Here is a 25,604-nt window from a genome sequence, read left to right as displayed (position 1 = left end):
CTAAGTTTAAAACATGGGGAAATTTCTCATGGTTTTTATAATAGGAGTGTCGACTAAACACCTACATATTGGATCAAGTAGAGTTACTATTGACATTGAGTGGTTATATATTTTCAAGTTTTTTTCTTAAAATCTTTTGAACCAAATTAATAGGGATTTAGAATGTGGGTCGGAAATCATCTGGAGAGGGTAAAGCATGAAACCTGATATAAAAGAAATTACCATTCAATTAGAATGGCACCAAATTTGGATTGAAACTCTTGGGGAACTAGGAGAGAAACTGGGTATAGATGAGGTTGATTTACGGAGTATGAATTTGTCCCATTACCCGCTAGACCAAGCAAATATAACAGATTGTATCTTTGATGGCATAGATTTAAATAACAAGGATCTCTCATCATCTTCACTATGTTCATCAACTTTTATATCTACAAATTTAGAGGGAGCAGATTTTGGTAAATCTAATGTCTCGTATGCAGACTTCACAAATGCCAATATTAAAGCTGCTAGACTTGCTGATAGTGAATGTATTAAAACAGTGTTTATTAAAGCAGATCTGTCAGACGCTAATTTAGTAGCAGGGCTTTTTGACGAAACGGATTTTCGTAATGCAGTTTTATTAAATGCGGATATACGATTAGCAACGTTTGAAAGCGTATTGCTAAACGGAGCTATATTAACTGGAATTCGTGGAATAGAAGAGGCTTTTATAAAAAGTATCAATATAGGAAGCCCAGAACATCCAATAATTCTAACGGATGAAAAAGCTAGGATATGGTTGCGAAATAAAAGTATGAACAATGAGTAAAATTTAAGGAAAGCAATATGTGCGGAGCAGGAATTGACACTTATTGTCCAACTTACCGCTAGTCTAACAGACGTAGCAAATAGTATCATGGATAGGTGATTGACATTGTAGCTCTGCACCATCTAGCCGATAACTAAACACAAGACAAAGTTATTGTAAATCAAGAAGGCGATGTGATCACTGTTATACCCAAATAATTAATAAAAGGGTGAATACAAATGTTTATAAAGTATGATGAATATGATCTAGTAGAGCTTTTTCAAAGTGAGCCAGTCAGTATAACGGGCAATATAGATGATGGAGAATTAATTTATACTTACAGGGATGAACAAAATTTCAAGTTAATTTTAACTTTAGATGTATATAAACAAACGAGTAGTTTAAGCATTACATTTAATGATTCTATAGTATTTACAGGTGATTTTAATAATGTAACAAGTATTAAAAAAGATGATAAAGCTTTTGTAATGTATGGAGGTGAAGAAGAGAGAATAAAAGTTAAATTACATAAACAAATTGGAGTAGAATTACTTTAATATAGGCTTATTTTGATATTTTACCGATAATCAGTAGCATCAATGATTAGAAAAAAAGAACATTACATATTAGTTAAGTAAAATATGTAAAGCCCTAATACATTCATTAGACTCCAACATTTTATAAATAGAAAGTACCCTCAATCAAAGACGATTTAGTAATGATATTAGTAATGAAATTTTATATTCGTCTCTAGCTATTTAACCGTTGTTTTATTTCGTCAGTAGTGAAAGAGTATCAGGATATTTTATGTATACTAATACGTAAGGTTTAATTTCGCGATTATTTTAACTTATCCCTTTACCTCTTCGTGCGAAAATGGAATATTATAACTATTGATAGTTTGCTAGAGGGGGAGAAGAATGTTCACCTATGGGGCATTATTGTATACTAAAGGATATAATGAAATGAGTTTTTCTAAACATGTGATGAGGACAAACCTATGAAGGTATTGGATGTAGACTTATTACAAGATGGGCTACAGCGAAACATTACAATGCTAGAAAGATTAAATACTGAAATAAAAACAATCCAACGTGGAGTCGAAGGACTAGTTCAGATGAAGGAACAATTAAAAGGAGAAGGAGCAGGTGCCATTCGCTCCTTTTATGAGGAATGTCATTTACCATTTCTTCAGTTTTTTCAATTGTTTTCCTTCGATGCTCAACAAGTGCTTTATCAAATTGGCAAAGCTCTTAACTCTCTTGAACCAGACCTATCAGGTTACATATTAGAAGAATTTTTAGAGGGAGAACTGGAGCAGGGATTGACACTTATTGGCCAACTTACCGCTAGTCTAACAGACGAAACAAATAGCATCATGGATCAGGTGAGTGACATTGTAGCACTACCCCATCTAGATGATAGTGCAGTGCAGGAGGGAGTTATTAGTTCTAAGAGAAAACGTGATGATACCCTCTCGCAACTGTATGAATTTGATGCAACACAGACGACTGCTTTAAACACCATGGAACAGGATATTCGGACAATGGGAATATGGCTCTCTGATATAGAAGGAATGTTTAAAAGTGGCCTAACGGATGTTCATTTCCAAGCAGATAACTGGGGAACATTGACTGCTAAAAATAATTTGAAGACAGAATTGGCTTATCGTACATCTCCAATTTCTCAACTTTCCTCCATGTTAAATAGAGAAAATCAGTTGACCACTATGCTCCAGGCATTTATAGCTGGTAATGGTCCCATACGATTTGGCTATGGTGGTTTAATTAACATCCACCATCCTTTTGTGGCAACTGATATGATTGCCTTATCATGTGCTAGACCAGAGGGCAATGGGACGGAACAAGAAAATATTGATCAAAATCTATTCGTAAAATCCTTCCACAGTTTCAAGGGCATTGCTGAAGACTTTTGGAATGGGGTAGGTATAAGACGTGATAAGGCGCTAGATTCTCCATATGATTTTGTAAACTTTTGGACTTTTGGGGTTTCAGATGGAATTTTGTCAGGAGCGAATGAAAGAAGTGCCAAGATGTTCGACTCGAAACTTGATTTATTAAATTATGCTACATTTGGTTTTAGTGGAATGGTAAAAGAAGCAATTTTTCCAGATGAACCTTTGTCCAAAGAACATTGGCAAAATAGCTTTGGATTTGTAGGAAGCTTACTTGGACTCAAATGGGCAACATCCACGGCGTCCCCTGTTAAGACACCTGGGAATGCTACAGTGAATGGTAAGGTAAGAGATGAAGGTAAAAACTTATCTGAAAATGCAATTGTAGGTGAGACTAATAAGTTTAATTTTGTTGACAATGCAAAGAATCATCTAAAAAATGTTGAAAATGTGAATACAAAAAAAGGTGTTGTTGGTGGCCATAATATGGATGAATTTAATAAAGCTTTGAAAAATCAAGGTTTTAAACCAGATGATTTAATTGTATCTAAAAAAGCACATCCAACAATTGAAGGTATTTTTGAGGTTGAGTATAAAATACCTAGAAAAGATATTTCGGGTAATATTGCCGAACCAGTATCGTATAAAAATATTAAGGAACCTAAAACAGTCTATGACCCCTCTAAGATTAGTGATGAGAAAATTTATCAATGGGGCCAGGAAGCGATGCAGAACGGACAAGTAAATGGGAGACTTGTGGAGGGAACTGCTTCAAACGGTTTAAAATATAGAGGGTATCTTAATGAGGCTGGTGAAATAACAAACTTTTTCCCCGTTATTGATTAACTAAAAATATTATTTGATTGGAGTACGAAAATGTGTAGAGAAAATCATGTAAATGAAAGTAAAGCTGAAATTGATAAATTAATGTTAACATATTTTGATTTCATAAATGGAAAGTATCTAGAAAAGGCATTAGAAAGCTTTGCCGAAAGAGAAGGTTATGGACAAGAGATAGTATTTGCTTTTTTTCAATCTGATTTAGATGAATATGATATTGCACAACTACCTAGACCTTTAGACGAAAAACATGTTTTGATAGAAATAGGTTATCCAGCGGTTGAAATTGAACAAATGGCTTATTTAGATTTTAAAACGTTTTATTATTATTTGGAAGAAAATGTAAAAAAAGAAGTGGGAAAAAATCCAGCAAATACTCAGTTAACAGATTTATTGGTTAAAGTGAAACATAGTTTGAATATATAATACTGTATAATAATGTTAAAAATCATCTTACCTCTTAGAGACTATATTAGGTAAGATGATTTTTTATCTAATTTTATTTTCTTCAGTCCAGGGGCAAATTATAAATCTTTGTCTTCAGTCTTACGTTAGTATTTATTTGTATAACACCATACATTAGATATAAATAGAAATTTGGTTTCAGTTAATATTATTTCCAAAATGTAAAACTATCTAGGCTTTCGGGGTAAAAATGCTTGGAAAAATAGTTGATTGAATTAACCTAGGATTTCTAAAGAACATTTGATACTACTTAAAAGTAATTTTGTGTTGGAAAGTAAAATCTGAATCAACTATTCATATAAATAAATAGAAGATATTGATCAAAATCTATTCGTAAAATCCTACCACAGTTTGAAAAAAGGCATTGCTGAAGGCTTTTGGGATGGTGTACGTATACGACGTGAAAAAGCACTAGACTCTCCATATAATTTGTACAAGCAATACTGGTTAAGGCTTCTCCAAGGGTACGAGTAAAATTCCTTGAGGAGTTGCCGCCACAAAATCTTGGAAAGTACCTGGCTCATTTGCGGTTACAGGTACAAAAAATTTCGAAATGCCACATCCTAATCCAAATATCAAGAAACAATAAGCCTGGAATGAATCCTTTGAAACACTTCGATTTTTATAAAGATTTATTATAGAGAGCAATCTTTTCGATATCTACTCCATAGTGGTCAAGTCCCAAGGTCGTTGAGTAAATCATTTCAGCAAAATAAAAACGGTACGGAAAATTAATTATGCGGACAAAAGAGTAAACAGGTGGTCTGTATTACTCTTTTAATGAAAGAGGCTACTACAGGTTCGGTAATGACTAATCGTTAAAATGATTTAATTGTTACACAGTTAGAATGTGTTATCTTATAAAATACTCTCTAAGTATATAACAACATACATTCATTAGAATCGACATTCTATAAATATAAAGTACTTTATTAAAAGTAAATTTATTAATGACAATAGTAATGAAAATTTATATACATCGCAAACTCTTTAATTACTATTTTCTTTAGTTAATGGTGAAAGAGTATCAGGATTTTGTAGGTATACTAATACTTAAGGATTATTTTCGCGATTGTTTTAACTTCTACCTTTACCTTTTTGCTAGAAAATGGAATATTATAACTATTGATAGTTTGCGAGGGGGAGAAGAATGTTCACTTGTGAGGTATTATTGTATAATAAAGAATATTGTAAAGTGGCTATTTGTAGATGCTCAATGAGGCAAAATCTATGAAAGTATTGGATGTAGATTTATTTCGAGAAGGGTTGCAGAGCAACATTATTATGTTAGACAGGCTGAGCAGTGAAATGGAAGCTATCAACGATGCAGTGAAGGGTCTAGTTCAGATGGAGGAACAATTAAAGGGAGCAGGGGGTAATGCCATACGCTCTTTTTATCAGGAATGCCATTTACCACTTCTGTATTTTTTCCAGTCGTTTTCTGAACAGTTTAAACAAGTCCTTAGCCAGATGGAGGCAGCACTTCATTCACTGGAACCTGATTCCTCTGGTTACATACTCGAAAATTTCCTAGAGGAGAGCTAGAACAGGGAGTTACGCTTATTAGCAAACTCACTGCTAGATTAACAGATGAGGCAAATAGTATCATGGATCAAGTGAGTGATATTGTTGCCCTGCCTCATTTAGACGATAGCGGAGTGCAAGAGGGAGTGATTAGTTCTAAGAGAAAACGTGATGATACTTTAAACCAACTTTATGAATTCGATGCTACCCAGACATACGCACTGAATCCAATTGAACAAGATTTGCAGATGATGGACACGTGGTTGACAGAAATCTCTGGTCTATTCCAAGCAGGGGTCAAGGATATAAACTTCTTGCCAAGTCAATGGAATGTAATTACGTTTAGAAGTGAGATAAGAACAGCATTGTTCCCAAAAGTATATTTAAATCCAAATGACTTATGGATAAAAGAACAGGAACAGCTGATTGGTACAGAAATTACCCCGGGAACTTTTCGTGCACTCGAGGGTAAAAAGACCAAAACAATCAAGAGAGATGCCTATGGAAGCTTTACCCTATTAAGTTTCCATCTGTACGAAAATGGTCTAATAGTAAAAGAATACCAGCTCGGGACAATAAATCCAATTCAATATGAAGTGGTCGACAAAGTAGATGAGGAATTCGATGATGGTGGTTTTCGCGAGCTCGATGGGTACTTTGAGGGTACAAAACTTGCATTTGTTGATTATCTAAGACCGCACGCGATTGTCAAAAAAGGGGTCAAGCTAGCTTTTTCCTCGGGGTCCAAACTATTTAAAAACAAGTCTAAGGATAGTGTGAAGGGTAGCAAAGAGGCTGGAAATCCTAAAGATGTTCCTTCAGGAGGTGCATATAAGGATGTTCCAAGTAATGGTGGAGAAGTCCATCATATGCCAGCTAATTCTGTTAGTCCGATAAGTAGAGGTAATGGTCCTGGTGTAAGAATGGAAACCATAGACCATAGACAAACAGCGAGTTGGGGTAACTCAAGAGAAGCAAGAGCATATAGAGCACAGCAAAAATCTTTAATAGAACAAGGGAAATTAAATGAGGCTCAAAATATGGACATTAATGATTTAAGAAATAAGTTTGGAAATAAATATGATGAAGGTATTAGACAAATGTTAGAATATACTAAAAGATTAAACAAATCTAGGGGTGGGGTAAAAAATGAATGAACTTATAATAACTCCTAATAAGGGAGTAGGTCCAATTAGTTTTGGCATGACAAGAGATGAGGTTAGAAATGTTTTAGGAGGAAATGTAGTAGAATTTAAAAAAACGCCTATGTCTGATACTTTTACAGATGCATTTAATGACCATGGAATACACATATATTACGATAGTAACGATACGTGTGAAGCAATTGAAATGGCACTACCAGCAGACCCTAAATTTACACATAAACACATGATTGGAAGACCTTTTAGAGAACTGAAGTCAACTATTGTTTCACAAGATAGTGATATTGAATTGGATGAAACAGGCTTATTATCTTTCACACTAGGTATTGGACTTTTTGTTCCTGAACTTGAGGATTCTGAAGATAGTCTTGTTGAAAGTGTAATTGTTTTTAGAGAGGGCTATTACGATTAATAGTGGAGGACAGTAGATTTAAACCTGCTGTCCTTTTTATATGTTTATATTTAACTTTAAGGTCAAATGACTTACTAACCCTTATGATTTTGAGGGAGAGTGCCTAATTCGCAAAACAAAAAGCGAATCTTTAACGCTGACTAGGAGGTGCCGAATAAGAAAACGGAAGAGAAAGAGTGAATCGACTCCCTTATCGAATTACACTACGTAGGCTACTGATTCGCTACAATATCGGCAAGTTTAGAGCTATAAGTGAACAAAGACATTTTAATACAAAGAAGATAAATGTAGTGCTTTATGAAAGTGGTTACGCATTTACAAAGCAGTAGGAGATCGGCTACCGAGTGCCTGCACGTTGGCTTACTGAAGAAGAAGTAGAAGAATATCTGAGAGGTACGGCTAAATAACGTGAATATCAAATATCATTAATGTTGGACTATTTTTTCTGATATTTAGTATAACTACTGCTATAATTATATTTAAAAATAATGTTGAGGGCGTGCTTACACTTATGGCAGGATGGAGAAGTACTAGAAATGTGTCAAAAGATGAGCAAAAAATGTGGGGTTTTATTATTCTCTTTGCTATTATCTTTATATTTTTTTCAACCGTGGGAAACGGATTTTTTATTACTCTGATAGTTTCATTAGTGATGTTCTTGTTTGTTATTATGATTATCATGAAATTGATAAAATGGGCTGAAAAAGAAAATAGGAAAACATAAGATTTGTTGAATAAATAAAACTTGCCTAATAAATAAAAGAGAGCACACCCAAAATAACGTATTTAAGAACGCCCATGACGGACGTTCTTTTTTATTTCCAAAACTAACTATAGAGGGGATTATGAAATGACAAACTTACAAACATTCGAGGAATAAATTTACGGAGACATTCAACGCTATAGAACAGCGGCAAACTTCGCTACTGGTACAGACGAGGAAAAACGGCAAAACAAAGGGAAGCATTTGAGGTATTAGAAAGCAAAGTAACCGCTACAGACGAGGATTACGAGCAATATCGTACTGGTGCTGGGTATTCATACGAAGCGGGCAACCGCATTGATGAAATTATCGAGAAAACATTTGATGTATTAAATGAATGCGTTAGTAACTGTGAATCATATTGTTATAAATGTTTAAGAAACTAACAAAACCAGATGAAACATAAGCATTTACATCGTTTTTTGATTGGTTAAAAACTAAACAAAAAAATTAAATATTTGTGGTGAAGAATCCTTATAAAAATAGAAGAAAGTGAACAAGTTGGTATTAGACCACTTGTTTACTTTTTATTGTGCAAAATTGATTTGGAGGTAAGTAATAATTGGCGCACATTAGAAAAAGAGGCAAAACCTATTCTTATGCTATTGATATAGGTAGTGACCCCTTAACAGGGAAGCGTAAACAGATAAGTAAAGGCGGATTTATTAAAAAGAAAGATGCTGAGGCAGCTGCAAGGAAAATTGAATTATCGTTAGATGAAAATCGATATATAGAGCTTAGTAAAGAAATCTTTTCAGATTATATTTTAAAATGGTTCAACGACCATTACAGTAATAGAATTAAACAAACATCCGCGATGAACAGTAGGTACATTTTAGAGAAACACCTCTTAAAAAAGAATTTGTTTGCAAATAAAGAAATAGCTAAAGTTACTACATCGGATATTGATTTGTTTTATAATCAAAAGTTACAAGAAAACTATAGTACGAGTTACATTCGGAAAATGCATCAACTATTATATCAAGCGTTCAGCCAAGCAGTTAAATGGAAGAAAATAATATTCAATCCAGTGGGGGATGCAGATCCGCCATCAGTGAAATACGAAGAAATGTCTATATGGTCACTTAAAGATATACAGGAGTTTCTTGGTCAGTGTAAAGAAGAGCGACACTATTTAACTTTTTTACTTGCCATCTATACTGGCATGCGGAGAGGAGAGATATTAGGGCTGTATTGGAGTGATATAGACTTGGAACAAAAAGTAATTCATGTGAAAAGATCATTAGCACATGTCCCTAAAAAGGGTTATGTTTTCACCTCATTGAAAACGAAAAATTCCAAGAGACAAATCCCTATTCCAGAGTTTATTGTCAATGAATTATTTTTGCAAAAAAAACGAATAGAAGAATGGAAGGAAAAGGTGGGAACTTTATTTGCAGATAAAGACCTAGTCATTTGCACAAGTACAGGGAGCCCACAAGATCCGCGCAATGTTGTTCGAGTAATGAAACGTATTGTCAAGACCGCCAAGGTACCAAACATTCGTTTCCACGATATTCGACACACACATGCATCCATTCTTATTTCTACCGGTATAGATATCGTTAAAATTTCTAAGCGATTGGGTCATGCAAATCCGAAGATAACATTAGAATTCTATGCACATTTATTACCAAATACTGACAATGACATTGCTGATACGTTTCATCAGACTATTCAAAGTCAAACAAACTAATACAGTAAAATCCTGCGGACAAATTGCGGACAAACTTTAAAATTTGAGGCATATGTATAGGAAATCTGAACAAAGAAAAAGCCTATAAACATTGATAAATCAACGTTAATTAGGCTTTTGAATAGGATGGTCCCGACTGGTCTCGAACCAGCGACCCCCACCTTGTCGAAGTGGATTAATAGTAAAGGAATGTTGTAAGAGAGGCTTTTATTGTGGTGTTAATTATCATCATTTATATTAATTATCATTGTTTAATCCCAATTTTAACCCCAATTTAACCCCAATCATTTATTAATGGATTTAGGTTGAAAAAGACTTTCAAAGGTATCTGCGGCAGCTTGATCGGCAGAACGTAAAGCATGGCCGTATGTGTCCATGGTGATTTTAATATTAGCATGTCCAAGTCGTTCTGATATTATTTTAGCATGTACACCTTGTGCAATTAAAAGACTGGCTGAAGTATGACGGAGATCATGCAGGCGAATATAACGTATGCTCAATTTTTTAGCGAATTTGTTCCACCAGTGAGTTGCAGAAGAAGGATGCACATAAGTTCCGTTTCGTTGATGGAATAACCATTCACGTTCTGTTTCCGTCCAATTTTTTGCTTTTAACTTTTCTTGTGCCCAATAAACACGATATTTTCTCAGCTCTTCTACAACAGATGTTGGGAGCGATACAAGACGATTAGAAGAATCAGTTTTAGTGTCTTTTATTTCTGTTTTTCCATCGGCTGATACTATACTTTGATGTATATCTATTCGACTATTCTCGAAATCAATATCTGACCATTCAAGCGCTAAGTTTTCTCCACGTCTAATACCGGCAGTAATCGCAAGCATAGCAAATATCCGCCACTTAAAAAGTTCGTCATTCAAAGCCTTAAATATAACCGCAACTTCTTCTTCGTCATATGCACTAACTTCTTTTTTGTTTCTATTCTTAGGTTTGGTAACTCCTTCTAAAGGATTTTTCACAAGGACCTTCCATTGGACTGCATATTTAAAAATACTTCGTAATGTTCTATAGACATCAAACTTCGTGTAAAAAGAGAGTTCTACGGCACTACCATCTTTTCTTCTCAATCCATCCATAAGTGATTGCAACATCATTGTGTTGATTTCATCCATTCGCACATGACCAATTACAGGTAAGATGTTAGTCATTAACTTTGATTCATAATTAACAAAAGTCGTGCTGGAAAGTTCTTTCCTTGCAAATTTTTCTAGCCACTCATTAGCAAATGCTGAAAATAACATTTTTTCTGGTAATACATAGCTCCCAGATAGCACTTCATCTTTGAATTTTAGATATTCACGATCTAAATACTCCTTTAGTTGCTTGGGCGTGTATTTTCCTTCCACAGTAATTGCCTTTCTTTTTTTCGGATACTTTCCATCGGCATTTTTTGGCAAGTACACTGTAAAACGATATGAATTTTCTCCACGCTTTTCAATATTAGCCATGGTATTTCTCCTTTCGATGGTATAAGAAAAGAGCAGCAAATGAGCTACTCTTATACTGTTAAATTGCTAACGTTAGAAATTTATTATGCTGTTACTATATATACTACAACCTTGCCTACAATCTGAACCAAATCCTTTTGCTCTTCTTCAATTACAATGTCTGTAAATGTTTCATCATTTGATTCCGGTCTGAAGATCAATTTGTTTGCTCTTTCATTTTTCATAAATCTTTTTACGGAATACTCATTGTCGTAATTAAAGACAACAATGTCTTTGTCATTCAACTCAGACAAGGAAATCATTTTAATACCAATTAAAGCATCGTTCGGAAAGATCTTATTCATAGAATCACCGTTAACCTTTAGGAAGAATACATCCTTATTTCTAGCCCATTTCCCCATCACATTATCCGGTAACGCAATTCTTTCACATTCATAATCCGCTACAGTATCGACTGTTATAGGTAATCCAGCAGAGATTGAACTAGGAATATACTTATAGTTAAACAAAGGTATTACATTCTCATCCTTTAAGCCAAGTAAATAATCTGCTGAGATATTAAACAAAGTACAAAGCATCTTAATTTCTTTTCCTCTAGGATGATTTTCATTGACTTCCCATTTTGAAACAGTGGTGTATGATTTTAAATCTAGTAATTCAGCGAGCCGTTGTTTGGATAAACCGTGTGCTTCTCTTAGCTCTTTAATGATTTCACCTGTCGTTCTCATGATTTTTACCTCCTTTCTTGTATTAATTATATTTAATATGTGATTTAAAATCAATAATATTCTATAGTAACTTAATATTATTTTATAAAAATAAGATTATAAATCATATAAAACTCTTGATATATGATTTAAAATCTTGTATAGTTTATTACATAAAGTGACAAAGGAGGTGATTATTATGTTGAATATTGCCGAATTGCGAGCGCGTCATGGAAAAATGACACAAAAGCAACTCGCTGAAAAAATCGGCTCGTCTCAAACTAGTATTAGTTTATGGGAAAAAGATATTAATACTATTTCTATGCCTTATTTAATTAAGCTTTGTAAGTATTTCGGTGTAAGTGCAGATGATATTCTAGGATTACGTGACATTTCATAGTCTCACCATGATTTTAAATCATAACTAGGAGGTGTTAGATTGGAAAAAATCACATTAACAGTGAACGAGGTTGCAGAATTAATTGGTGTTTCTACTGGAACTATCTACACAATGGCTCGTTTAGGAGAAATTCCACATAAAAAGATTCGTGGACGTGTTTTATTCCATAGAGAAACTATTGAAAAATGGTTTGTTGGTAATAATTCCTAACTCAAAACTAGCAATCTATCTTTGAAGGGAGAAAACAATGAAAATCAAACCAATTGAATGGTTAGCAATGCCAATCGAACAACGTCTTGTGTTGATTAGTAATGCAATAAAGAAATCGAAAGGAGTAAACCAATGAGTACTATTAAGGGGTTAAGTGAAAAGAATCGTAATTTGCTATTTGAATTAGTTAAGGAAATTAAAGCAGAAGGATATGCTGAAGGTTTTGAAGCGGGGAAGTCCTCATTAGGAAGAGTGGAAGAAAAATCCCCACAAGTTGCTGGAACAACGAGTGGGGAACAACAAAAAAAAGTATTAAATACCTTAGCAGATTGGATAATACGAACCGTAAATAAAAATGACTTAGCAACTCCCGAAGAGATTGAGGCTCTTCCGAAAGTTGCCGAAGTGTACTTTAGAAATTATTCTTCAGTTTCTTTTTCACCAGTAAGACGAAGATAGACTTCTTCAATAAAATAATTGACGTTTTCTGGGTGAACCCATTCTTTAGTAGATTCTAAGTTAACCTTAGCTAGTTCGACAGCTGTCTTCATTGCATATTCTTTATTTGCTTTAAACATATGTATCACCTACCTTTCTAAAAATATTTTAACAGAAAAAATTGTAATTGATTGGTAAATAATAAAATTTTGAAAGGAGCAAGGCATGAAAGAATATATTTGGGAAGTGACATCATCCATGGGTCAAAAATGGAGAATAGCCACTGAAGGATTTATGGTTGATGAAGCACTAACGGAATTTCGAAGAGCACATGGATATGAACCAGTTATTTATTCCATTGTCTACTTTATAAAGGTTGGTGAAATGAATGGACCATCCACAGATTGAAAGAACAATGCTTACAGGATACCCGACAAAGGAACATTTGGACTTTGAAAAAGAAGACCATCCCATTGAGGATTTCTCAGGTACCGAACTTCAAACTGGTGACCGTTATTTTCAAATAGATGATGACATTATCTATGAAGAGAATGTGGAAGATTACTTGATTGAGAGATTAGGTGCTCGAGCTTACGTAGCAAAATAACGAAGGGAGGCGAGTAAGTGAAAACAACAGCTAAAGAATGGTTGTCTAGACCATCTATTGAACGTTTCATGTTAATACATCAAGCATTTGTCAAAACACAAACGAAAGGTAAGTGAAATCATGGATATAAATATTCCAACACCACAGTTTCTAGCGGAAATATCCGAAAAGGGGACTAGAGATTTTGAACAAGAGATTCTTAACGGACCGATATTAAAAAGGTTTATTCGATCAATTGAAGATTCTGCATTGGAAGGTTACACGGGATATCGACACAAGGTATATCCAGGGGAGGACATTAGGGCCTTGAAAGTTGTACGAAAAGCTTTGAAAGCAGCTGGTTACAGTTGTGAGTTTGAGGAGGTTGAGAAAAAGGGTTTAATTACTAATTACTTCGAACGTTATCTAGTTATTAACTGGGACAAATAAAAAAGACCCCTTTGCCGAGAGGTCCTTATCTTTACTATATTCGAGAACATTATATCACAGGAGGAAAACCATGCCTACTCTTTATGAATTACAAGGATCGTATGCACAGATACAGCAAATGATTGTGGATGGTGCCGGTGGACTGGAGGAAACTCTAGAATCTATCGAAGGTGCTATCGAAGAAAAGCTTGAAGCTTATGTAATGGTTATTCGAAATCTTGAAGCTGATGTGATTGCTTATGATACAGAAGAAAAACGTTTTAAAGAACGCAAAGCTATTGCTAAAAAAGGTATTAATCGCATGAAGCAAGCGATAGAAGAAACCATGAAATTAAGTAATCGGGATGAAGTCAAAACAGAAAAATTTAATATTAAATTCCGTAATAACGCTCCATCTGTCCACATTCTAGATGAATCATTAATTCCAAAGGAATTCATTAAGATTGAACGTACCATCAGTAAAGCTGAACTAGCGAAACGATTAAAAGAATCTGAAATTCCAGGCGTAAAATTGGTTGTAAATAAATCATTACAAATTAAATAAAAGGGGATATTCAAATGTCAAAAGTTCAACTAAACCAAAAGGAACAACATTACGCTGATACTCGTGAGCAAGCAGAGGAGATTGTATCAGCTGCTAAAGAAAATGAAAACCTTCAAATGCACAAAATCACTGAGAAATATAACAAGTATGGTCAGTATTTCTTAATCGATTTAACATACGCTTATCAAACTCCAAAAGAAGTAATGGAGAGCCGTCCACAAGATGATGCTGCAGAAGGTCAATTGACAATTGATGAAGTGGAATCAAATGAGAGTGTGGAAGAACAAACTGATGATGGGGCACCATTTTAATAGAAAAGAGGAGAAGGCATGAACATTTCAAATGCAAAAGATATTAAAACAGATTCATCAACTTTTCTTATATACAGTCCACCTGGTATGGGGAAAACTAGCACCATCAAGTATTTAGAAGGTAAAACATTGTATATCCCTTTAGATAAAACACACAGTGTATTAAAAGGTCAGGAGAACATAGATATTGTGGAATTCAACTCCCACCAGGCTTGGGAAGAGTGGAATGCATTAATGAGAGATTTAGGACGAGCTGATTTATCTAAATATGACAATCTCGTATTCGATAATATTTCAGAGCTTACTAGATCCATGCTTGCCAATTTAGGACGCGACGGGAAAAATAACCGTGTTCCTTCAATGGCAAACTATCAACAAATTGATTTTTTCATTATCGATAGCGTTCGTTTTATTCAAACGTTAGGAAAGCGTGTTGTATTTACTGCTTGGGAAACAACAGATAAATGGGAGCTACCATCTGGACAAGCTGTAAACAGAGCTTACCCAGACATGCGTGATAAAATCCTAAATAATTTTATGGGTTTATGTCATGTAGTTGGTAAGTTGGTCATTAATCCGGAAACGCAAAAAAGGGGTTTCTTGTTAGAGCCAACTGATTATTTATTTGCTAAAAATCAATTAGATAGTCGCAAAGCATGTGCTCAAGAAGATATTTTCAAGGTTGGTCATGTGCCTTCCACAATTAAAGAAGAAAAAGGAGAGAAAAAATAATGTCGTTTTTTAAAATGGATGAAGTTGAAGAAGTAAAAGGATTTAGTCCAATTGAGAAAGGTGAATATGAAGTAACTGTTTTAAATGCAATTGGAAGTGTTGCAAAAAGTAGTGGTAAACCAAAATTGGAAGTTGATTTTGAAATCCGTTCAGATGTGCCACAGAATCATCAAGGAGCAAAAATTCAATACAATACATTTACTTTTGAACACCCAACTGCAAAAGGAATCGCTAAATCATTTTTCAAAGCATGCGGAATGCCTGACAATTATGCACCTGCAAGTGTTGAGCAAATGGCTAAAGATGTTATAGGGAAAACTTTAGTTATCTATGTAACACAAAAGAAACAAGATGATGGTCGTGAATTTCCTAAAGCATCCAGTTACAAGGCTTCTAATGTGAATCCACCACAACAAACACATGCCCCTGTTACTGTAGGTGACGATCAGCTACCATTCTAATGAAAATTTAATAGAGAGGTCCTTTTCTGGACTTCTCTTTTTTATACCCAAAATGAGGTGAAAAACCATGAGTGCAATAGAAATTTGCCATAACTGTGGCTCAAATAAGGTGAAGAAAGAAAGCAATTCTATCATATATGGTCGTGAATATGGTAATGGCAAATGTTATTACTGTCACGATTGTAAAGCGAATGTTGGTACACATGACAGCGGTAAACCACTTGGAACACTAGCGACAAAAGATGTTCAAATATTACGTAAAGCCTGCCATGACATATTCGATAAATTATGGAGATATGAAAAGGTCAAAAGCCGCGGTGGTTTATATCAATCATTAGCACAACAAATGGATATACCACAAAGCGAATGCCATTTTGGTATGTTTCAGCGTGAACGCTGCTTACAAGCACTCAAAATTATTACTCAAGAAAGATGGTGGTCGAATAATGCTTAATTGTAATTCTAAAACAAATGAAGTTTTCTTAGTGGCCAATGTAAATAGTGAAGGTGAAGTCATTAATTTCCCAATGGGAGGAGGAAGTAGTACACGTCCTTCAATTAAAGCTCATGATAATTTAACAAGTGCTAAACGTGCTCAAAGATTCTTTAAAAATTCTGTTGTAGTTAAGGCAATTGCTTTTGAAGTAGTAGAGAAGTAGGTGAGTAACATGAAAGAAAATCCATACAATTTTAATGAAATACCATCCGAACTTAGGTTATTACCCCAATGGATATTGTGGAAGGCGGAAGAAAAAGGCGGACGTTATACAAAAATTCCATATCAAATAGATGGGAATGAAGCACGTTCAAACGATCGTCGGACATGGTCGACATTTGCAACTGCAGCTAAGTTTTACACAGAATCAGATGCTGATGGCATAGGCTTTGTATTCAGTAGACAAGACAATTTTATCGGTATTGATATTGATCAATGTGTTTCATACAGCGCTGATGAAACTGAAAAGGTTAATCCTATAATTAATACTTTTGCCCAGGGAATTATAGATACATTAGACAGTTATACAGAATTTAGTGTCAGCGGAACAGGCATTCACATCATTATCAAGGGCAACCTTCCACAATCAGTAGTGGGAACTGGACGTAAAAGTGCAAAACATGGTTTAGAAATTTATCAATACGGACGTTACTTCACGATGACAGGAAACCGTGAAAATGCCAATGGGATTTACGACAGAACAGAAGAGCTAGCCGAGGTATTTGAAAAATATTTTGATGACAGCGATGTGCAAGGAAGAGTTAATCTAGCAGACTTTGAAAAGGATGAAATCAAAATTTCGAACGATGCTCTGTGGGAGCGAATGTTCCGTAGCAAAAATGGTGATGAAATCCGTTCATTGTATAACGGTAATTTACTAAAAGACGACCATTCAGGGAGTGATTTAGCATTAGCAAATCATCTTGCTTTTTGGACAGGTAAAAGTGCATCACGAATGGATAGCATGTTTCGTGAAACGTCTCTTATGCGTGATAAATGGGACAGAATCCATTTTAGTGATACAGGTGAAACATACGGTGAAAGAACAATTGCAACGGCTATTTCATCAACCACAACAACTATTTTGGACCGCAAACACGAGAAAGAATATGCAGAATTTGATGTGGCTTCAAACGTTGAAGCTGTAGCGGTTGATGAAGGGGAAAAGCCAAAAAAGAAATTCCGTCTTAATGAATTAGGTAATGCAGAACGGATCGCTTATGAGTATGGCCATGCGATTCGATACGTTTCTGAAATGGGTTGGATGCTATGGGACGGCAAACGGTGGAAGGTTGATAATAAGCTTCAAATTGAACGTATTGCAAATAAGGTTTTGCGTGAATTAGAAAAATCAGAGGATGAAATAGAACGTTCGTGGGCTCGTAAATGTGGCAAACGAAATATACGTATGAATAGTATCAAGGATTTAATGCCATTAGTTCCAGCTGAACGTGAAGAATTTGACCGCCATAAATTTTTATTCAACTGTGCCAATGGTGTTCTGAATTTAAAAGATGGAAAGTTGCAGCCACATGACAGAGATTTGCGATTATCAAAATTATCAAATGTAGAATTTAATGAAAATGCAAAATGCCCTGTTTGGTTAAATTTCCTTCAACAAATTTTTAAAGGTGACAATGATCTTATTGATTACATGCAGCGTTTAGTTGGCTACAGCATGACTGGTGATATCAGTGAGCAAGGTATGTATTTCCTTGTAGGTGGTGGTAGTAATGGTAAATCGACATTTATTAATATCATCAAAGCGCTCATGGGTGATTATGGACTTCAAACTAAGTCAGATACTTTTATCAAAAAGAAGAACGAAGGAGCAAATAATGACATTGCAAGACTAGCCAGTGCAAGATTTGTGTCAGCAGTCGAGTCAGAAGAAGGAGAAAAATTACAGGAGTCTCTTGTTAAAACTATTACAGGTGGAGAGCCACTTTTAGCACGTTTCTTACGACAAGAATATTTTGAGTTTATTCCAGAGTTTAAAGTATTTTTCACAACTAATCATAAACCAGTAATTGGCGGTGTAGATGATGGTATTTGGAGACGAGTAAAAATTATTCCATTCACATTAAGTCTGAAACCACATCAACGAGATAAGAAACTCGAAGAAAAGTTGTCATTGGAAATGTCAGGGATATTGAATTGGGCGGTTGAAGGTTGTTTAAAGTGGCAGCGATCGGGATTAAAAGAACCGAGAATAGTGGTGGATGCAACTGGTCAATACAAGGAGGACATGGATATTTTAGCTCCTTTCTTGAATGAAGCTTGCTATATTGATGAGCCCAAAAATGAAGCTATCAAAATCGAAGCGAAAGAATTATATAACATATATGACAGTTGGTGCTATAAATCGGGTGAACGTGTTTTAGGAAACCGATCGTTTTATCGAATGTTGGAAACGAAAGGTTTTGGGAAAGTAAAAGGCGCTGGAAATAAAGCTTTTTTAACAGGTATTACCATAAAAGAACGTGCGCCAGTTACTAAAGGGGTTATCGAAAATGAATCAGAGGGCTTTTTTAAGCTCACTCAGTAACTAAAAATTCGTTCAGTAACTTTCGATAACTTTTGAAGAAGTCAGTATTACCAAGACTTCTATATACTATATATTTATTTTTGTTATTTAAGTTATCAATAAAAACAATAAGTAATAAAACTAACTTCTAATAATAGCTCCCTTAAGAGCCTAAAACGATTTTTCCGATAACGATAATAACAAAAATGCGTCAAACGATTGTGACTGTAAGGTTTAGTCGTGTTTCCGTTTAATAACTTTCGTTAACTATGAGTGTTTTAGTTAACTGTTCGATAACTATTTAATAACGAGGTGAAAAAAGTGGATGAATTTATAAGAACTTGCATTGTAAAAGAAGAGGATTCGAAAGTATCGCAAAAAGTGATGTATGAAAATTATTTAATATACTGCCAAAAAGTAAATGAAAAACCGCGGTCTAAAATTTGGTTCGGAAGAGAAATGAAAATGTTTGGGTATGGATCCACGTTAAACAGTAAAGGTGAATTAGAACATTTGGGGATGCGATTAATATGCAAGTATTAAAAATTCTATCAGACATTTGGAAAAGTGGCGCTGAAATGAAAGTAGACTCAGCAGGACAAATTGAATTGAAAAAACATCAATTGGTGCCAGCTGAAACAATGAAGGCTGCTGAAAGTATTTTCCTAGAAATCGAAAAATGGTTTCAATCATGGAAATCTGAAAGCAATGAAAATATAACACTCATGAAGATGGTCCATCATATCTGTGGATGGCAGCATAACGAAAAACTGAATGAATGGTTATGTGCTGATATTGATTCGCTCATGATGTTTGATGAATGGATGACTTCGCTAGCTAAAGATGGTTGGAATGATATTTATGAGGATTTTCGACAATATGCGAATGCTGAATCTATAAAATTGGGACAAGAATTATATAAGCGTGCGGTGATGTATGCGAAGAAAAGGGGCATGAAATGATTTCCTATCATTACACAGATACCGAGTTAAATAAAATACTTAAAACACTCACGATTGTTGTAGATACTCGTGAGAATGTAAATGGTCATATCCTTGATTATTTGCACCAAAAAGAAATACCGGTAAAAATTCAAAAATTAGTTACTGGCGATTATGGTTGCATGATTCCTAGAAATGAAGAATTAGGACTATCACGAGACATTTATTTAAGTAGTCGAGTGGAACGTAAAGCACATATGGACGAAATCACAGGCAACTTACAAAAGGATACGCAAACAGCATTTGAAAATGAATTGATTCGTTCTAAAGATATTCCTTTTACTTTGATTGTGGAGGACCTGAACGGATATGAAAAAATGCTAAAAGGTGAATATCGTTCGAAGTACAATCCATTAGCTTTGCTCGGGCGATTAAATACATTTAAAGCAAAATACAATTTTGAAATCGTTTATCTTGATAAAAAATTCACGGGCAACTGGATTTATCATCATTTTTATTATCAGGCAAAGCATTATTTAAAATCCGGTGCCTTCTAAGGAGTGGTCTAAGTGCAACAGATATTCAGAAATCGAAAAATAGAAAAGGCACATACTCGCAGGGAGTTAGAAAAAACAATTGCAGAAAATGAAAAACGCGGCTGGAAGCAAATAAGTGAAATCAGAGAGGACTATGGAAATTACCAAGTGTTGATGAAGTTTACTAATATTCGGTAAGACACACTAGAACAATAAAGTGACGCAAGGAGGAAATCAAAGTTGGCGAAAATTGAAATTGAAGTAAAAAAAGTAGGTTCAGAAATCACTTGGAAGGAAGAATACGTTATTGATGGTGTTAATCCTTTTGATTGGGCAAAAGCCACTATTGATAATTTTAACGCGACTCTAAGAGCTGATGAATCTCCAAGAGAACTCGTAGGAGTTACGGTACTAGACGAATCCGAGAAAAACACTCAACACAAGTGGACTAAAACAAATCTACTTACTATAGTCCGTGGTTCAAGTGTATATGACACGATGAAGTGTGAAAAGTGCGGGATTACAGGCAAAAGACATGGACTGGACAATAGAATAATGATTGATTCTAAATACAAAGCGAAAAAGTAGGCCACATGCAACAACTGAATAATAGACATTACGACCACAAAGTGAAGGACAGAAACCAAATTGCTAAAAGAAAAAAGAAAGAGTTGTTACCCTTCCTTTTTAATATTCGCTAGTACGTCCAGTTTATTTGAAATTTCTTTAAGTAAGACATTGCGTTCTTTTTGAGATTGAATTATCCATATAACTAACCAAATTATAAATGCAAAAACGGCCAAGTAAACAACAAATGTAAGCATAGGTAAAATGTAAAATAAATCCACTATGAAACTCTCCTTTCTAAGAAGAGCATAACACAAATGGAAAGTATTATATTTGTTGTGTGGGTCACAGTTCTAGATAGTACGTCGCAATAGAAAAAGGACCTTCTTAAGAAGATCCTTAAAACAACTGGGATTCAGAAATGGAGTTGTAAGCAAACAAATATCCCAGCTGTAACTATAGTATTTACAAATTGAAAATTATTATGTATTAAATATGATTTTAGTGAAATAAAAAGGACCCTTGGATCAGAGGACCTTTTTACTGAGAATCAAGGTAAGAAAAATTTAATCAGTATCACTGATCTCTTATAACATATGTATAGTGAAAATAAGTGACAGGGCAGATGACAGTATCAACCTCTTAATTGCGATATTCCTTTACAAATAAATAATAAATAAAGGTGCTGTATAAAAGAGTAATTGCAGCTATTATTAAAAATACTTTCATGAGTTCAACCTCGTTTTAAATAAAAAAACAAATGACTATTTAAGAGCCTAGATCGGCATAATCAACAGGCTTCCTAGGACTGCTTTTCGGCTCTGGTTACATTCTAAACAAAAATAAATAATTTCATACATTTTTATAAGTAAAACGTCAAAAAGGTAGGTGTAACATATGTATGAATGGTTAAATGACTTTCGGAAACTTGAAGATGAAATTGCTTATTTAGAATTTAATCTTGAACGTTCTGAAAATGAGTTAAAACGATGGACAAGTGGCGACTTATTAGGAGTTAAATTAACTGCTGATTCTAATGGTGCGAAATTAGAAGAATCTATTGAAGCAATCAAAACAGAGCTTGAATACAAAAGAATTGATTTAGAAAGACTTGTAAAACTAATTGGCACATTCAGAGGTTTAGAAAACAATATTCTTTATAAAAAGTATGTGGAAGGCAAAACATTAGTTTCTATTGCAGACGAATTAGATAAAAGCCCAAACTATATCTACAACAAGCATGCTCAAATGATGAGGATGATAGAGTATGCACATGAAGTAAGGTTAACTTAATGTCAAGTTGTGTAGAAGCAATATGAACCCTTGTAAAAACCAATTATAGTAAGAGTATAAAGAACCGTGATTTAAGTTCTTGAATAGTTTTCTCCCTTTGAAAATGCATCTAGATTTAATTGTCTAGGTGCTTTTGTGATTTAAATAAAAATTCTAAAAATTTAGAAGGAATTTACCGAATAAAGTAGAATATAACAGATGTAACACAAATTATGTAATATATGGAGGATGGAGATTATGAAAAAGAAAAAGACAATATTGTCAGTTGCTGCTGGAGTTCTTATGCTTTTAACTTTATCTTTTGGTTCAGGAGCTAGTGCGATGAATGATCCTGGTCCAGGTGGCGGTACGGTTAAACCACCAACATGCACTAAGTATCCTTGTCCTATAAGACCGTAAATCCAAATAAAATATAACGAATAAAATTATCGAAAAGCTTTGAACTCACTCAAAGAATAATGTAAAAAGGTCACATCCAAAAGGACGTGGCTTTTTTCTTTTGTAAAACTGACTTTTAGATGGAGTATAAAGAACCCTGATAAAGTTCTTTTAAAATTTTCTCCCATAGGCAAAACACTTAGGTAATTGGTCTATGTGTTTTTTTAATTAACTTAGTGACAATCCTTTCCAGTTAATTTATGATAATAGACATAAGGGGGTTGTTTTTATGGAATACAATGAATTGGAAACAGCAAAAAAATTGGTGGAAGTTTTAGGGAATGAAAGAATTCAAAGCTTAATTTCACATTTTGAAAAGATGAAAAATCCTGATTACCTCAAAGATTACTTGAAGAAATTATCTGAAACAGAGAAGATTAATTCTTTTTTAAATAAATTTCATGAATTCTTATTGCTTACTGAGGATTATATTTCTACACAATTAGATTCAATAAATGAAGAGTATGAAATTTTTACTAGCACTAAGGAAGATTCACAGAGATTAACTTTAAGAGATATAGAATATATTGGCGAAAAAAATAAATTACAAGATGATTTCCCGAAAATTTTAAGAACATCTTTGGTTATTTCACTTTGTTCATACATCGAAGATATAGTTAAAAATAAAGGAATACAAAGTCAAAATCCCAACTTTATATTCAAACAAATTCCTAAAATGAGTATTTTTGAATCTTCAAGGGAAATTTTGAGGGATGAAATGGGTGTTAAGAATATTGAAAATTTAAATTGGGATTATTTTATTAATCTATTCAAAATTCGTAATGATCTTGTCCATTATGGTGGTAAAGTAAATAAGAGTAAAAATGTTGATTTAAAAACTTACAAAATATTTGAAGATAAGAATGAGTATTTAGTTTTAAGTAAAGAGTCATTAGAATCTATATTTCAGGAAGCTAAAGAGTTTGTTAGAAAATTTACCGATTCAGTAATAAGGAATTCATAACGGTCACATCCATTCGGGTGTGACTTTTAAGAAGGATAAGAATGGAGGTAACTAATTGAACAAAAATAATAAAGATAAACGAGATTGGATAGAAAAAAAGGATCTATTCTATTGGATATTAATAATACTCTTACTATGGCTATTGTCTTCAGACTATGGCAAAAATAATCCGTTAGTACTCGATAATTGGACCTTTACAGGCACAATTGTTTCAATAATTCTAGCTATCCTAGCAATTGTCTATACATATGCACAAAATTCTACTACTCTTATGACGACAAATAAATTGAGTGAATCAGCTGAAAAAATTGAAGAGGTTACAAAGAAAATAGAGGATACTTCGATCGATGTTTTATTTACACAGTTAGAATCTAAAGTTAATGAAATCATTAGTGTAATTGATACTTCATTAAAAGAAGAAATGGGTAAACATAAAGATTTTTTAAATGAATTCATGAAATCCCAAAATTTTAAAAGCCCTTTCGAAGATTCATTTGAGATTATGTCTGAAGAGCATTGGAATAAATATATTCAAGAAATTGATAAAAATAATTCTTTAATAAGTGAACTGCTATATCATATTTATATAAAATATAAAAAAAATTTATCTTATAATTATTATCACTATGCTAATTGGATTGTTAATAATACTGAAGGGGTAAATGATAAGGAGGGATTTTCTTCATTTATTGCTACTCTTTTAGAGGGAGCTCAATATGTATTGGAATCATTAAATGTTTTTTCTACCGAAGATTTAGATGGTAAATTAACTGTAAAAGAAGTATCTCCTGCTCTCATGAGTTCTATAGAAAATAATTTAGATAAGTTTGGCTGTAAAACAAAGATCGATCGTTTCATAGAAGATTTATATAGGTAATAAATTGTTTAGTTTAATTCAATGACTTACAATTTATGAACTTAATTATTTAAGGTCACGTTCAAAATGGACGTGGCTTTTTATTATACATAAAAGGTGGTGATTTAATATCTTCGAGCTATCGGTTAAATAGTGAATATGATTGTGGAGGGATGATTCATTGGATATATTACAAGAGCGTTTACAAGAGCTCATAGCTATCATCAATACAGGTAATCATCTAGCATTCTATTCCACAAAAGAATGGAAGCATATTCGAAGTGAAGTACGCAAACGAGACAACAATGAATGTCAGGGATGTAAACGACAAGGGAAGGTATTCACAAATAAATCTGAGCCAGACAAACGAAAGAGATTAGATGTGGATCACATTAAAGAGCTGGAAGATTATCCGGAACTTTGTCTATCAATAGATAACCTTGAGACACTTTGCTTACGTTGTCACAATATAAAACACAATCGTTATGTGAAGAAAGAAAACAAATGGAATGATGAACAATGGTAGAGTACCCCCACCCTAAAAGGTTTCAGGATTGTCGGGGGAACTGTCAACGGTAAGGGGTATCTACTGTCCAAAAAAATTAAAAAATCCATCGTTATATTAGGGGGTTGAAAAATAGAGGGGGGTGTTTGAGTGAGTGGGATGGTAAAAGTCACAGATTTAGAAAAGCAAATGTTGGGGAGAGTAGATCCATTTGATATGTTGGAAATAAGTAAGGTTAAGCGTTACATCTCTATCGAAAAGCAAATTAGAAAGTTGCAACAATCCATAAATAAAGATGGTGTGATGGTAACAACAGTTAACGCTTCCCAAGAATTTATCAAAGCAAATCCTGCTTTAAATGAGCTAAATAAGCTCACAAAAACACTAATCGCTCTAGAAAATTCTATTAAATTCACTGGTCTTCCCGAACCGCTCAAGAAGGAAAATGATTTAGACTCGAAGGATAATGACGAACCAAAAGTCAGTGATCTATATTGATTCATCAAAAATACGTTGATCTTTATATTAATTCATGGAGGAAAGGATTATTTATTTTCAACCAGGAGCGTATTGACCTGGTTAGACAATTAGAAAGTGAAGTCCTGATTCGT

Annotated in this window: 34 protein-coding genes and 3 pseudogenes; 33 read left to right on the top strand and 4 right to left on the bottom strand. The window is 34.0% G+C overall.

The window, feature by feature from the left end; all coding sequences use genetic code 11:
• Window positions 1-196 precede the first annotated feature (196 nt).
• From H9650_RS00180 to H9650_RS00140, 9 genes and pseudogenes are all read left to right on the top strand, one after another.
• A complete protein-coding gene (locus H9650_RS00180; protein WP_191696309.1) occupies window positions 197-808 on the top strand; it encodes a pentapeptide repeat-containing protein in 612 nt (203 codons plus the stop codon).
• A 218-nt stretch (window positions 809-1,026) separates the two neighbouring features.
• Window positions 1,027-1,344, top strand: coding sequence for a hypothetical protein (locus H9650_RS00175; RefSeq protein ID WP_191696308.1), 318 nt, complete (start codon window positions 1,027-1,029; stop codon window positions 1,342-1,344).
• 443 nt (window positions 1,345-1,787) lie between these two features.
• Window positions 1,788-2,366: pseudogene (locus H9650_RS20855) on the top strand (T7SS effector LXG polymorphic toxin); the annotation flags it as partial.
• A gap of 717 nt (window positions 2,367-3,083) precedes the next feature.
• Complete coding sequence (locus H9650_RS20850; RefSeq protein WP_404814871.1) at window positions 3,084-3,548, top strand: CdiA family toxin C-terminal domain-containing protein; 465 nt, start codon at window positions 3,084-3,086, stop codon at window positions 3,546-3,548.
• Window positions 3,549-3,578: 30 nt separating this feature from the next.
• Window positions 3,579-3,968, top strand: a complete 390-nt coding sequence (locus H9650_RS00165; RefSeq protein WP_191696306.1) for a hypothetical protein — start codon at window positions 3,579-3,581, stop codon at window positions 3,966-3,968.
• A gap of 1,248 nt (window positions 3,969-5,216) precedes the next feature.
• A pseudogene (locus tag H9650_RS20320) lies at window positions 5,217-6,688 on the top strand (ribonuclease YeeF family protein).
• Entirely contained in the window at window positions 6,681-7,106 is a 426-nt protein-coding gene (locus H9650_RS00150) for an ABC transporter ATP-binding protein (protein WP_191696304.1), read from the top strand. The pseudogene H9650_RS20320 and the gene H9650_RS00150 overlap by 8 nt, the downstream one beginning before the upstream one ends.
• A gap of 1,020 nt (window positions 7,107-8,126) precedes the next feature.
• Window positions 8,127-8,255 (top strand): annotated as a pseudogene (locus H9650_RS20845) (DUF1998 domain-containing protein); the annotation flags it as partial.
• A gap of 176 nt (window positions 8,256-8,431) precedes the next feature.
• Window positions 8,432-9,565, top strand: a complete 1,134-nt coding sequence (locus H9650_RS00140) for a site-specific integrase (RefSeq protein ID WP_191696303.1) — start codon at window positions 8,432-8,434, stop codon at window positions 9,563-9,565.
• A 284-nt stretch (window positions 9,566-9,849) separates the two neighbouring features.
• On the opposite strand, the gene H9650_RS00135 is transcribed toward H9650_RS00140, so the two are convergent.
• Entirely contained in the window at window positions 9,850-11,031 is a 1,182-nt protein-coding gene (locus H9650_RS00135) for a site-specific integrase (RefSeq protein WP_191696302.1), read from the bottom strand.
• Between the two features lie 83 nt (window positions 11,032-11,114).
• Window positions 11,115-11,759, bottom strand: coding sequence for a LexA family protein (locus H9650_RS00130; protein WP_191696301.1), 645 nt, complete (start codon window positions 11,757-11,759; stop codon window positions 11,115-11,117).
• 178 nt (window positions 11,760-11,937) lie between these two features.
• On the opposite strand from H9650_RS00130, the gene H9650_RS00125 reads away from it, so the two are divergent.
• The 3 genes from H9650_RS00125 (at window position 11,938) to H9650_RS00115 (ending at window position 12,807) form a co-directional block, all read left to right on the top strand.
• Window positions 11,938-12,138: a helix-turn-helix transcriptional regulator gene (locus H9650_RS00125; protein WP_191696300.1), complete on the top strand. Its 201-nt coding sequence runs from the start codon at window positions 11,938-11,940 to the stop codon at window positions 12,136-12,138.
• Between the two features lie 39 nt (window positions 12,139-12,177).
• Complete coding sequence (locus H9650_RS00120) at window positions 12,178-12,348, top strand: helix-turn-helix domain-containing protein (RefSeq protein WP_191696299.1); 171 nt, start codon at window positions 12,178-12,180, stop codon at window positions 12,346-12,348.
• A gap of 132 nt (window positions 12,349-12,480) precedes the next feature.
• Window positions 12,481-12,807, top strand: a complete 327-nt coding sequence (locus tag H9650_RS00115; RefSeq protein WP_191696298.1) for a hypothetical protein — start codon at window positions 12,481-12,483, stop codon at window positions 12,805-12,807.
• Here the strand turns inward: H9650_RS00115 and H9650_RS00110 are convergent.
• Entirely contained in the window at window positions 12,768-12,926 is a 159-nt protein-coding gene (locus H9650_RS00110; protein ID WP_191696297.1) for a hypothetical protein, read from the bottom strand. The genes H9650_RS00115 and H9650_RS00110 overlap by 40 nt on opposite strands.
• 85 nt (window positions 12,927-13,011) lie before the next feature.
• On the opposite strand from H9650_RS00110, the gene H9650_RS00105 reads away from it, so the two are divergent.
• The 15 genes from H9650_RS00105 to H9650_RS00040 all read left to right on the top strand — a co-directional run bounded on the left by H9650_RS00105 (window position 13,012) and on the right by H9650_RS00040 (window position 20,958).
• A complete protein-coding gene (locus H9650_RS00105) occupies window positions 13,012-13,194 on the top strand; it encodes a hypothetical protein (RefSeq protein WP_191696296.1) in 183 nt (60 codons plus the stop codon).
• On the top strand, window positions 13,175-13,393 hold the full coding sequence (locus H9650_RS00100) for a YqaI family protein (protein ID WP_191696295.1): 219 nt from the start codon (window positions 13,175-13,177) through the stop codon (window positions 13,391-13,393). Before H9650_RS00105 ends, H9650_RS00100 begins: the two co-directional genes overlap by 20 nt.
• 120 nt (window positions 13,394-13,513) lie before the next feature.
• The gene (locus H9650_RS00095) at window positions 13,514-13,822 is read left to right on the top strand and encodes a hypothetical protein (protein WP_191696294.1); all 309 of its coding nucleotides are present in this window, start codon (window positions 13,514-13,516) and stop codon (window positions 13,820-13,822) included.
• Window positions 13,823-13,892: 70 nt separating this feature from the next.
• Window positions 13,893-14,366 carry a siphovirus Gp157 family protein gene (locus H9650_RS00090; RefSeq protein WP_191696293.1) on the top strand — a complete coding sequence of 158 codons (474 nt, stop codon included), beginning with the start codon at window positions 13,893-13,895 and terminating at the stop codon, window positions 14,364-14,366.
• A 14-nt stretch (window positions 14,367-14,380) separates the two neighbouring features.
• On the top strand, window positions 14,381-14,677 hold the full coding sequence (locus H9650_RS00085) for a hypothetical protein (RefSeq protein WP_191696292.1): 297 nt from the start codon (window positions 14,381-14,383) through the stop codon (window positions 14,675-14,677).
• 18 nt (window positions 14,678-14,695) lie between these two features.
• The gene (locus H9650_RS00080; RefSeq protein ID WP_191696291.1) at window positions 14,696-15,409 is read left to right on the top strand and encodes an AAA family ATPase; all 714 of its coding nucleotides are present in this window, start codon (window positions 14,696-14,698) and stop codon (window positions 15,407-15,409) included.
• Entirely contained in the window at window positions 15,409-15,870 is a 462-nt protein-coding gene (locus H9650_RS00075; protein ID WP_191696290.1) for a DUF669 domain-containing protein, read from the top strand. The genes H9650_RS00080 and H9650_RS00075 overlap by 1 nt, the downstream gene beginning before the upstream one ends.
• A gap of 67 nt (window positions 15,871-15,937) precedes the next feature.
• Window positions 15,938-16,324 (top strand): zinc-finger-containing protein, encoded by a 387-nt coding sequence (locus tag H9650_RS00070; protein WP_191696289.1) that lies wholly within the window; start codon window positions 15,938-15,940, stop codon window positions 16,322-16,324.
• Window positions 16,317-16,529, top strand: coding sequence for a hypothetical protein (locus H9650_RS00065; RefSeq protein WP_191696288.1), 213 nt, complete (start codon window positions 16,317-16,319; stop codon window positions 16,527-16,529). The genes H9650_RS00070 and H9650_RS00065 overlap by 8 nt, the downstream gene beginning before the upstream one ends.
• A 9-nt stretch (window positions 16,530-16,538) precedes the next feature.
• Complete coding sequence (locus tag H9650_RS00060; protein WP_191696677.1) at window positions 16,539-18,914, top strand: phage/plasmid primase, P4 family; 2,376 nt, start codon at window positions 16,539-16,541, stop codon at window positions 18,912-18,914.
• Window positions 18,915-19,205: 291 nt separating this feature from the next.
• A complete protein-coding gene (locus tag H9650_RS20840) occupies window positions 19,206-19,436 on the top strand; it encodes a primase-like DNA-binding domain-containing protein (RefSeq protein ID WP_404814862.1) in 231 nt (76 codons plus the stop codon).
• A complete protein-coding gene (locus tag H9650_RS00055; protein ID WP_191696287.1) occupies window positions 19,424-19,855 on the top strand; it encodes a hypothetical protein in 432 nt (143 codons plus the stop codon). The genes H9650_RS20840 and H9650_RS00055 overlap by 13 nt, the downstream gene beginning before the upstream one ends.
• The gene (locus H9650_RS00050) at window positions 19,852-20,391 is read left to right on the top strand and encodes an ERCC4 domain-containing protein (protein ID WP_191696286.1); all 540 of its coding nucleotides are present in this window, start codon (window positions 19,852-19,854) and stop codon (window positions 20,389-20,391) included. Before H9650_RS00055 ends, H9650_RS00050 begins: the two co-directional genes overlap by 4 nt.
• A 12-nt stretch (window positions 20,392-20,403) precedes the next feature.
• Window positions 20,404-20,568 (top strand): hypothetical protein, encoded by a 165-nt coding sequence (locus H9650_RS00045; RefSeq protein ID WP_191696285.1) that lies wholly within the window; start codon window positions 20,404-20,406, stop codon window positions 20,566-20,568.
• 42 nt (window positions 20,569-20,610) lie between these two features.
• Window positions 20,611-20,958 carry a hypothetical protein gene (locus H9650_RS00040; RefSeq protein WP_191696284.1) on the top strand — a complete coding sequence of 116 codons (348 nt, stop codon included), beginning with the start codon at window positions 20,611-20,613 and terminating at the stop codon, window positions 20,956-20,958.
• Window positions 20,959-21,044: 86 nt separating this feature from the next.
• On the opposite strand, the gene H9650_RS00035 is transcribed toward H9650_RS00040, so the two are convergent.
• Window positions 21,045-21,218 (bottom strand): hypothetical protein, encoded by a 174-nt coding sequence (locus H9650_RS00035; RefSeq protein ID WP_191696283.1) that lies wholly within the window; start codon window positions 21,216-21,218, stop codon window positions 21,045-21,047.
• A gap of 616 nt (window positions 21,219-21,834) precedes the next feature.
• Between H9650_RS00035 and H9650_RS00030 the strand changes: the two genes are divergently transcribed.
• From H9650_RS00030 to H9650_RS00005, 6 genes are all read left to right on the top strand, one after another.
• Window positions 21,835-22,230 (top strand): hypothetical protein, encoded by a 396-nt coding sequence (locus tag H9650_RS00030; RefSeq protein ID WP_191696282.1) that lies wholly within the window; start codon window positions 21,835-21,837, stop codon window positions 22,228-22,230.
• A 237-nt stretch (window positions 22,231-22,467) separates the two neighbouring features.
• Window positions 22,468-22,629, top strand: coding sequence for a hypothetical protein (locus tag H9650_RS00025; protein WP_191696281.1), 162 nt, complete (start codon window positions 22,468-22,470; stop codon window positions 22,627-22,629).
• A 268-nt stretch (window positions 22,630-22,897) separates the two neighbouring features.
• Window positions 22,898-23,632 (top strand): hypothetical protein, encoded by a 735-nt coding sequence (locus tag H9650_RS00020; protein ID WP_191696280.1) that lies wholly within the window; start codon window positions 22,898-22,900, stop codon window positions 23,630-23,632.
• A 55-nt stretch (window positions 23,633-23,687) separates the two neighbouring features.
• Entirely contained in the window at window positions 23,688-24,509 is an 822-nt protein-coding gene (locus tag H9650_RS00015; RefSeq protein WP_191696279.1) for a hypothetical protein, read from the top strand.
• Window positions 24,510-24,675: 166 nt separating this feature from the next.
• A complete protein-coding gene (locus H9650_RS00010) occupies window positions 24,676-25,014 on the top strand; it encodes an HNH endonuclease (RefSeq protein WP_404814870.1) in 339 nt (112 codons plus the stop codon).
• Between the two features lie 138 nt (window positions 25,015-25,152).
• On the top strand, window positions 25,153-25,491 hold the full coding sequence (locus tag H9650_RS00005; RefSeq protein WP_225215892.1) for a P27 family phage terminase small subunit: 339 nt from the start codon (window positions 25,153-25,155) through the stop codon (window positions 25,489-25,491).
• The last annotated feature ends 113 nt before the right edge of the window (window positions 25,492-25,604 follow it).

It is taken from the genome of Psychrobacillus faecigallinarum (assembly GCF_014836595.1).
GTDB lineage: Bacteria > Bacillota > Bacilli > Bacillales_A > Planococcaceae > Psychrobacillus > Psychrobacillus faecigallinarum.
This window is presented reverse-complemented; position numbering and strand designations above follow the sequence as displayed.

Excerpts from the sequence above, each read along its gene's own strand:
- H9650_RS00100 (WP_191696295.1), top strand. The coding sequence starts at position 13,175 with ATGGACCATCCACAGATTGAAAGAACAATGCTTACAGGATACCCGACA.
- H9650_RS00115 (WP_191696298.1), top strand. The coding sequence starts at position 12,481 with ATGAGTACTATTAAGGGGTTAAGTGAAAAGAATCGTAATTTGCTATTT.
- H9650_RS00075 (WP_191696290.1), top strand. The coding sequence starts at position 15,409 with ATGTCGTTTTTTAAAATGGATGAAGTTGAAGAAGTAAAAGGATTTAGT.
- H9650_RS00025 (WP_191696281.1), top strand. The coding sequence starts at position 22,468 with ATGAAAAAGAAAAAGACAATATTGTCAGTTGCTGCTGGAGTTCTTATG.
- H9650_RS00060 (WP_191696677.1), top strand. The coding sequence starts at position 16,539 with ATGAAAGAAAATCCATACAATTTTAATGAAATACCATCCGAACTTAGG.
- H9650_RS00180 (WP_191696309.1), top strand. The coding sequence starts at position 197 with ATGAAACCTGATATAAAAGAAATTACCATTCAATTAGAATGGCACCAA.
- H9650_RS00165 (WP_191696306.1), top strand. The coding sequence starts at position 3,579 with ATGTGTAGAGAAAATCATGTAAATGAAAGTAAAGCTGAAATTGATAAA.
- H9650_RS00070 (WP_191696289.1), top strand. The coding sequence starts at position 15,938 with ATGAGTGCAATAGAAATTTGCCATAACTGTGGCTCAAATAAGGTGAAG.
- H9650_RS00095 (WP_191696294.1), top strand. The coding sequence starts at position 13,514 with ATGGATATAAATATTCCAACACCACAGTTTCTAGCGGAAATATCCGAA.
- H9650_RS00135 (WP_191696302.1), bottom strand. The coding sequence starts at position 11,031 with ATGGCTAATATTGAAAAGCGTGGAGAAAATTCATATCGTTTTACAGTG.
- H9650_RS00065 (WP_191696288.1), top strand. The coding sequence starts at position 16,317 with ATGCTTAATTGTAATTCTAAAACAAATGAAGTTTTCTTAGTGGCCAAT.
- H9650_RS00175 (WP_191696308.1), top strand. The coding sequence starts at position 1,027 with ATGTTTATAAAGTATGATGAATATGATCTAGTAGAGCTTTTTCAAAGT.
- H9650_RS00055 (WP_191696287.1), top strand. The coding sequence starts at position 19,424 with ATGCAAGTATTAAAAATTCTATCAGACATTTGGAAAAGTGGCGCTGAA.
- H9650_RS00030 (WP_191696282.1), top strand. The coding sequence starts at position 21,835 with ATGTATGAATGGTTAAATGACTTTCGGAAACTTGAAGATGAAATTGCT.
- H9650_RS00050 (WP_191696286.1), top strand. The coding sequence starts at position 19,852 with ATGATTTCCTATCATTACACAGATACCGAGTTAAATAAAATACTTAAA.
- H9650_RS00080 (WP_191696291.1), top strand. The coding sequence starts at position 14,696 with ATGAACATTTCAAATGCAAAAGATATTAAAACAGATTCATCAACTTTT.
- H9650_RS00005 (WP_225215892.1), top strand. The coding sequence starts at position 25,153 with ATGGTAAAAGTCACAGATTTAGAAAAGCAAATGTTGGGGAGAGTAGAT.
- H9650_RS00125 (WP_191696300.1), top strand. The coding sequence starts at position 11,938 with ATGTTGAATATTGCCGAATTGCGAGCGCGTCATGGAAAAATGACACAA.
- H9650_RS00090 (WP_191696293.1), top strand. The coding sequence starts at position 13,893 with ATGCCTACTCTTTATGAATTACAAGGATCGTATGCACAGATACAGCAA.
- H9650_RS00105 (WP_191696296.1), top strand. The coding sequence starts at position 13,012 with ATGAAAGAATATATTTGGGAAGTGACATCATCCATGGGTCAAAAATGG.
- H9650_RS00150 (WP_191696304.1), top strand. The coding sequence starts at position 6,681 with ATGAATGAACTTATAATAACTCCTAATAAGGGAGTAGGTCCAATTAGT.
- H9650_RS00110 (WP_191696297.1), bottom strand. The coding sequence starts at position 12,926 with ATGTTTAAAGCAAATAAAGAATATGCAATGAAGACAGCTGTCGAACTA.
- H9650_RS00085 (WP_191696292.1), top strand. The coding sequence starts at position 14,381 with ATGTCAAAAGTTCAACTAAACCAAAAGGAACAACATTACGCTGATACT.
- H9650_RS00020 (WP_191696280.1), top strand. The coding sequence starts at position 22,898 with ATGGAATACAATGAATTGGAAACAGCAAAAAAATTGGTGGAAGTTTTA.
- H9650_RS00130 (WP_191696301.1), bottom strand. The coding sequence starts at position 11,759 with ATGAGAACGACAGGTGAAATCATTAAAGAGCTAAGAGAAGCACACGGT.